The organism is Brevundimonas sp., assembly GCF_031082345.1.
In the GTDB taxonomy this organism is placed as follows: domain Bacteria; phylum Pseudomonadota; class Alphaproteobacteria; order Caulobacterales; family Caulobacteraceae; genus Brevundimonas.
In genome coordinates this window covers 1-6,516 of the sequence record NZ_JAVHLH010000164.1, presented here as the reverse complement: position 1 = coordinate 6,516, position 6,516 = coordinate 1, and the positions used below count along the sequence as shown (strand labels likewise).

At 70.5% G+C, this 6,516-nt stretch carries 6 protein-coding genes; 4 read left to right on the top strand and 2 right to left on the bottom strand.

Translation table 11 applies throughout. From position 1 onward, the window contains the following. Window positions 1-1,556: beta-propeller domain-containing protein (locus RDU12_RS10930; protein ID WP_308684610.1), on the top strand; the 1,556-nt coding region annotated here is incomplete at its 5' end. 24 nt (window positions 1,557-1,580) lie between these two features. Continuing rightward, on the top strand, window positions 1,581-2,111 hold the full coding sequence (locus RDU12_RS10925) for a dihydrofolate reductase family protein (RefSeq protein WP_300292305.1): 531 nt from the start codon (window positions 1,581-1,583) through the stop codon (window positions 2,109-2,111). Between the two features lie 152 nt (window positions 2,112-2,263). On the opposite strand, the gene RDU12_RS10920 is transcribed toward RDU12_RS10925, so the two are convergent. Together RDU12_RS10920 and RDU12_RS10915 are read right to left on the bottom strand one after the other, a co-directional pair. After that, window positions 2,264-3,037, bottom strand: a complete 774-nt coding sequence (locus RDU12_RS10920; protein WP_300292308.1) for a pseudouridine synthase — start codon at window positions 3,035-3,037, stop codon at window positions 2,264-2,266. Continuing rightward, window positions 3,034-3,672, bottom strand: coding sequence for a DUF938 domain-containing protein (locus tag RDU12_RS10915; RefSeq protein WP_308684609.1), 639 nt, complete (start codon window positions 3,670-3,672; stop codon window positions 3,034-3,036). Before RDU12_RS10915 ends, RDU12_RS10920 begins: the two co-directional genes overlap by 4 nt. 203 nt (window positions 3,673-3,875) lie before the next feature. On the opposite strand from RDU12_RS10915, the gene RDU12_RS10910 reads away from it, so the two are divergent. Both RDU12_RS10910 and RDU12_RS10905 read left to right on the top strand, forming a co-directional pair. Then, complete coding sequence (locus RDU12_RS10910) at window positions 3,876-5,723, top strand: phosphoenolpyruvate carboxykinase (GTP) (RefSeq protein ID WP_300292892.1); 1,848 nt, start codon at window positions 3,876-3,878, stop codon at window positions 5,721-5,723. A gap of 45 nt (window positions 5,724-5,768) precedes the next feature. Beyond that, on the top strand, window positions 5,769-6,516 hold a 748-nt coding region (locus tag RDU12_RS10905), incomplete at its 3' end, for an FAD-dependent oxidoreductase (RefSeq protein WP_308684608.1).

Genomic DNA, 6,516 nt, shown 5'->3' with positions numbered 1-6,516 from the left:
TTCTGCGCCGCGGCCGGCTGTTCACCGTCTCGACCGCCGCCGGCGACCTGAAGGCGATCGATTCGATCGACGCCTTCCCGCCCGGCGTCGATCCCTCCGGCGACTGGTATGACGAGATGCTGGTCCGCGGCGACCTCATCGTCGTGGTCGGCTTCAGCTACGACCGCGGCGGCACCGAGATCAACCGCTTCCGCATGGCCCCGGACGGCTCGCTGGCCTTCCTCGATTCCCACCACCTGAAGTCCAACGACTACTACTCCAGCCGCAACTACGCCTCGCGCATCGTCGGCGACCGGCTGGTGGTCTACACGCCGCTGTATTTCGCCCGCTATGAAGCCGATCCGCTGGCCGACATGCCGGGGCTCAGCCGCTGGACGCCCGGCCGCGAAAAGCCGTCCTTCCAGCGCATCGCCCAGGCCACCGAGGTCTATATGCCGGCCCCCCTGAGGGCCGAGGGGCCCGGTACGGTCGAGGCCATGCACACGGTCAGCCGCTGCGACCTGACCGCCGCCGAGCTGTCCTGCGAGGCCACGGTGGTGCTGGGGCCGAACGGCCGGACCTTCTTCGTCTCCCGGAATGCGGTCTATGTCTGGGTCGCCCCGGCCTGGTCGTGGAGCGAGGACGGCGACGACCGGCGCTTCCTCTATCGCATCCCGCTCGACGGCGGCCGCCCCGCGGCGGTCGAGGTCGAGGGCGCGCCGGTCGACCAGTTCTCGTTCAATCCCGACGCCGCCAACAACCGTCTCGACATCCTCGTCGCCAGCCTGACCGGCGGGGACGCCATGTGGGGGCCCGAGTTCGCCGCCGGCAGCCCGGCCCTGCTGCAACTGCCCACCAGCCGGTTCGGCGACGGGTCGCAGGCCGCTCCGGCCTCGGACTACCGCCCCATGCCCGGCGGCGAATACGTCGGCATCGGCCACAACCGCTTCGTCAACGGCTGGCTGCTCTACAGCCTGAACAACTGGACCCGGAACTCCGGCGTGTCGCACCTGATCGCCGCCCGCCTCGACGGCGCGGGCCACCCCTTCACCTTCCAGGTCGACGGCGGCGTCCAGCGCATCGAACAGCTCGGCCAGGACGCCCTGCTGGTCGGCGGCCACGGCGAGACGGTGTTCACCACGGTCGACCTGACCTCCAACAGCATCCCCTACCTCGGCTTCGGCTTCACCGTGCCGGACTCGCGCCAGGCCGAGTCACGCAGCCACGGCTTCTTCTTCCGGCCCGACCCCGATCCCGCCCGGTCGACCTTCGGCCTGCTGGGCCTCCCGATCATGCGCCTGGCCGACAACCAGTGGACGGCCGAGATGCGCTTCCTGCAGCGCCAGAACCGCATCCTCTCCGACTTCGGCCATCTGGACGCCACGCCCGGACCGCGGGTCGACGACGGCTGCCAGGCCTCCTGCGTCGACTGGTACGGCAACGCCCGCCCCATCTTCCTCGGCGATCGGGTGTTCGCCCTGATGGGCTATGAACTGGTCGAGGGCGACGCCACGGGCGCGGCGATCCGCGAACGGCGCCGCGTCGACTTCACCCCGGTTGCGGCGCCCGGGAAGTAAGGGGGCCTTGATAGGGATCGCAGGATGGCCCGGCTCGTCTTTGGAATGAACGTCTCGCTGGACGGCTACGTCGATTACGACAGGTTTGCGCCCGACGCCGTCCTCTTCCGCCACTTCATCGAGCAGGTGCGCGGCTCGGCGGGGAGCCTGTACGGCCGCCGCCTGTACGAGATCATGCGCTACTGGGAGGAGGACGATCCCGACTGGACCCCCGACCTGCGCGAGTTCGCGGCGGCGTGGCACCGCGAGCCCAAATGGATCGTATCGCGCACCCTGACCTCGGTCGGTCCCAACGCCACGCTGGTTTCGGACGACGTGGAGGCGGTGGTCCGCCGTCTGAAGCAGGAGCTTGAGGGCGAGCTCTACGTGGGCGGTCCGGTTCTGGCGCATAGCCTGACCGACCTCGGCCTGATCGACGAGTATCGCCTTTGCCTGCACCCGGTCGTGCTGGGGCGGGGCGATCCGTTCTTCGCCGGACCCCGGCCGCGGCTACGCCTCGTCTCCCACCGCCGGATCGGCGATGAGGCGATCGAACTCACCTATGCGCCGGCCTGACGGCCCGGACCGAAGCGCCGTCCGTCCGCTTCCGCCGTCGGCGGCCACGCCCTACGACCGATTCTGACGCCCCGGCCTGCTACGATGCAGTTCCGGTCTTTGACACTCGAACCGCCTGAGCGCCCGAGGTAGACTCGGTAGACTCGATCGACTCAGTTTTTTTCTGGGGGGGAGTCTACCAGCGCCGCCCGCTCCTCCGCCGTCAGCAACCGCCACTTCCCCTCCGGCAGATTGTCCAGCTTCAGTGGACCGATCCGTACACGGATCAAATCCGTGACCTCGAGGTCGACCATCTCGCACATCCGCCGGATCTGCCGGTTGCGGCCCTCGCGCAGGATGAATTTCAGCCGCTGCGTCTCCATCCGGCTCACGTAGGCCGGCTTCAGCTGCCGCCCGTCCAGCATCAGGCCGTGGCGCAGGATCTTCAGCTTCTTCTCGGTGACGTCCCCGGCCACCCGGACCAGATACTCCTTGTCCAGATCCGACTGGGGCCCGATCACCGCCTTGGCCACCACCCCGTCCGAGGACAGCAGCAGCAGCCCCCGCGAATCCTCGTCCAGCCGCCCGATCGGAGGCAGGGAGACCTCGTCCGCCGGCGTCACGCCCTCGCCGACGCGGTTGTTGTCGGTGACCAGCCGGACCGCCGGCAGCTTGTTGGGCTCCGGCTGACCCGAGACATAGCCCACCGGCTTGTGCATCACGATGGTCACGCCCTCGGCCAGCGCCGCCGTGGCCCGCTCGTTCAACGTCAGCGTCTGCCCCGGCTGCAGCTTGCGCCCCGCGTCGGTGACCACCTCGCCGTCGACCGAGACCAGCCCTTCGGCGATCAGCGCATCGGCCTCGCGCCGCGAGCAGATGCCGGACTGGCCCATGAATTTGTTCAGCCGGCCGGGCTCGGCACCCTCGTACGTCCTCGACAGACTCATCCGCCCACCTTCCGGAACAGCAGCATCAGATTATTGGCCGGCATCTCGACCCGCCGGGTCAGCGCCAGCCCCTCCGCCTTCGCCGCCGCCGCCACCTCGTCCCGGTCGCGCAGCCCCCAAGCCGGGTCCCGCGCCTTCAGGCTCTCGTCGAAGGCCGCATTGGAAGGGGCCAACAGGACCTCGGCCTCCCGGTACGGCCCATAGGTCGCCAGCAGCCCCCCGACCGGCAGCACCCGTCCGGCCAGCCGCATCAGCCCCTCCGTCGCCGCCCACGGGCTGATGTGGATCATGTTGATGCAGACCACGGCCGCGAACGGCCCCTCGGGCCAGGTCGCCTCGTCCAGCACGTCCAGCGCCAGCGGCGGCTTCAGGTTGGCCAGACCCGCCGCTCCGGCCCAGGCCGCGATGCTGGCCCGGGCCTCGGCCGACGGATCGCTCGGCGTCCACGCCAGCCCCGGCAGGGCCCCGGCGAAGGCGGCGGCGTGCTCGCCCGACCCCGCGGCGATCTCCAGCACCTCGCCCCGCGCCGGCAGATGCGTCCTCAGCACCTCGAGAATCGGGGCCGTATTCCTCGCAACGGCGGGCGAGGCGAGGGCGCCTCCGGGGGGCGCGGTGATCGGATCCATCGTCTGCATGGCGGTCGGATACTCCGCCGCGCCGCCCGCCGCGACCGGAATTATGCCGGCGAGGCGACGGCCGCCGCGCGCACAGGGTTGAAACTTGCAGCGGTTGACCTTGCGTCCGCTAAAGTGTCATTCCCGCTGAAACATTGCGTGATCTCACGCAAGGGAGCGCCACGGCGGCGACAGATCGCCGGGCAGACGTCAGGAGAGTTCGAGTGACCGCATCCGCCATCCCGGGTCTTCACCCGGCCCCGACCGCGCACCAGCCGCTCATCGCCTGGGTCGAGCAGATCGCCGCCCTGACGAAGCCCGCCCGCGTCCACTGGTGCGACGGCTCCGAAGCCGAGAAACAGGCCATCGTCGCCGACCTGATCGCCAAGGGCACCCTGCGCGAACTCGACCCGGCGAAGCGCCCCGGCTGCTACTACGCCGCCTCCGATCCCAAGGACGTGGCCCGCGTCGAGAGCCGCACCTTCATCTGCCCGGCCGACAAGGCCGACGCCGGCCCGACCAACAACTGGGCCGAGCCGGTCGAGATGCGTCAGCGCCTGAACGGCCTGTTCGACGGCTGCATGGCCGGCCGGACGATGTATGTCGTGCCCTTCTCCATGGGCCCGCTGGGGTCCGAGCTCAGCGCCCTCGGCGTCGAGATCACCGACAGCGGCTATGTCGCCATCTCGATGGGCATCATGACCCGGATGGGCCAGCCGGTGCTGGACCTGATGGGCGAGGACGGCGTCTTCGTGCCGGCCGTCCACACCCTCGGCGCGCCGCTCGCCGAAGGCCAGGCTGACGTGCCGTGGCCCTGCAATGACGACAAGTGGATCGTCCACTTCCCCGAGACCCGCGAGATCTGGTCCTACGGCTCCGGCTACGGCGGCAACGCCCTGTTGGGCAAGAAATGCTACGCCCTGCGCATCGCCTCGGTCATGGCCCGCGACGAGGGCTGGCTGGCCGAGCATATGCTGATCCTCAAGCTGACCGATCCGAAGGGCCGCGCCAAATACGTCGCCGCCGCCTTCCCCTCGGCCTGCGGCAAGACCAATCTGGCCATGCTCCAGCCGACCCTGGAGGGCTGGAAGGCCGAGACCATCGGTGACGACATCGCCTGGATGCGCTTCGGCGAGGACGGCCGGCTCTACGCCGTGAACCCCGAGGCCGGCTTCTTCGGCGTCGCCCCCGGCACCAGCCGCAACACCAACCAGAACGCCCTGGCCACCATGGCCACCAACACCGTCTTCACCAACACCGCCCTGACCACCGACGGCGACGTCTGGTGGGAAGGCCTGACCAGGGAAGCGCCGGAGGGTCTGACCAACTGGAAGGGCCGGCCGCACGATCCGGCCTCCGGCGAGCCGGCGGCCCATCCGAACGCGCGCTTCGCCGCCCCGGCGCACCAGTGCCCGACCATCGCCCCCGAGTGGGAAGATCCGAAGGGCGTGCCGATCGACGCCATCCTGTTCGGCGGCCGCCGCGCCTCGGCCGTGCCGCTGGTCACCGAAGCCTTCGATTGGGACCACGGCGTCTTCATGGGCTCGTCGGTGGCCTCCGAAGGCACCGCCGCCGCCGAGAACGCCATCGGCGAGCTGCGCCGCGATCCCTTCGCCATGCTGCCCTTCTGCGGCTACAACATGGGCGACTATTTCGCCCACTGGCTGTCGATGAAGGACCGCACCGACGCCGCCAAGCTGCCGCGCCTCTACTTCGTCAACTGGTTCCGCAAGAACGACGACGGCAAATTCGTCTGGCCGGGCTTCGGCGACAACGCCCGCGTCCTCAAATGGATCGCCGAACGCCTCGACGGCGAGGCCGAGGCCGTCGACACCCCGGTCGGCCGCGTCCCGACCCGCGAGGCGCTCGACCTGTCGGGTCTCGACCTGACCGAGGCCGATTTGTCGACCCTGCTCGACGTCGACGCCGGCGTCTGGGCCGAGGAAGCCGCCCTGATCCCCGCCTTCTACGACAAGTTCGGTGATCGCCTGCCACAGGCCCTGTGGGAGCAGCACGCCGCCCTGACCGCCCGCATCGAGCAAAGCCGCGCCGCCGCCATCGCCGCTGAATAGACAGCGCGCTTGCAAAAGAGTCCCGGGCGGTCGATCTGATCGCCCGTGACTTCTTCCCCGGATGTGATCGTCATCGGCGCCGGCGTGCTCGGCCTCTGCACCGCCGCCGAACTGGCGGGGCGGGGCCATGCGGTGACCGTGATCGATCCGGGCGGGCCGAACGCCTCCTCGGTCGCCGCCGGCATGCTGGCTCCGGCGCTGGAATCCCTGCTCGAGGACCTCACGCCTGAACAGGCTGGCCTGCTGAAACGCGCCCGCGACCTGTGGCCCGCCTTCGCCGAGGCCCACGGTCTGGCCCTGCACCACGAGGGGGCCGAGTGGCGGGGGCCTGACGCCGCCGCGGCGGTGGCACGCCTGCGCGAACTCGGCTTCGAGGCTCGCCCCGCGCCGTCCGGCCTGATCACGCCGGACGACTGGCGCATCGAGCCTGGGGCGGCGCTGACCGCCCTGGGCCGCACGCCGGGGCTCAGCATGGTCAGGGGACGGGTCGCGCGCCTTACGGGCGACGCCCGCCGCTGGCGCGTCGAGGCGGAAGACGGCCGGACCTGGTTCGCACCGACGCTCGTGCTCGCCACCGGCGCCGCCGCCGCCATCGCCGGCCTGCCGCCCCCCGTCGCGGCCCTGGTCGAGGCGATCCAGCCGATCCGGGGGCAGCTGACCCAGGTGGCGGTCGAAGGCCCCGGGCGGGTGGTTCGCGCCCCCGGCGTCTACGCCGCACCGGCCGCCGGCGGGGTCGTCATCGGCGCGACCATGGAGCCGGGCCGCCGCGACCTCGATCCCGATCCCGAGGAGG

Bases quoted from the DNA above. Each gene is read 5' to 3' on its own strand.
- RDU12_RS10920 (WP_300292308.1), bottom strand. From the start codon at position 3,037: ATGAGTCTGTCGAGGACGTACGAGGGTGCCGAGCCCGGCCGGCTGAAC.
- RDU12_RS10915 (WP_308684609.1), bottom strand. From the start codon at position 3,672: ATGCAGACGATGGATCCGATCACCGCGCCCCCCGGAGGCGCCCTCGCC.
- RDU12_RS10925 (WP_300292305.1), top strand. From the start codon at position 1,581: ATGGCCCGGCTCGTCTTTGGAATGAACGTCTCGCTGGACGGCTACGTC.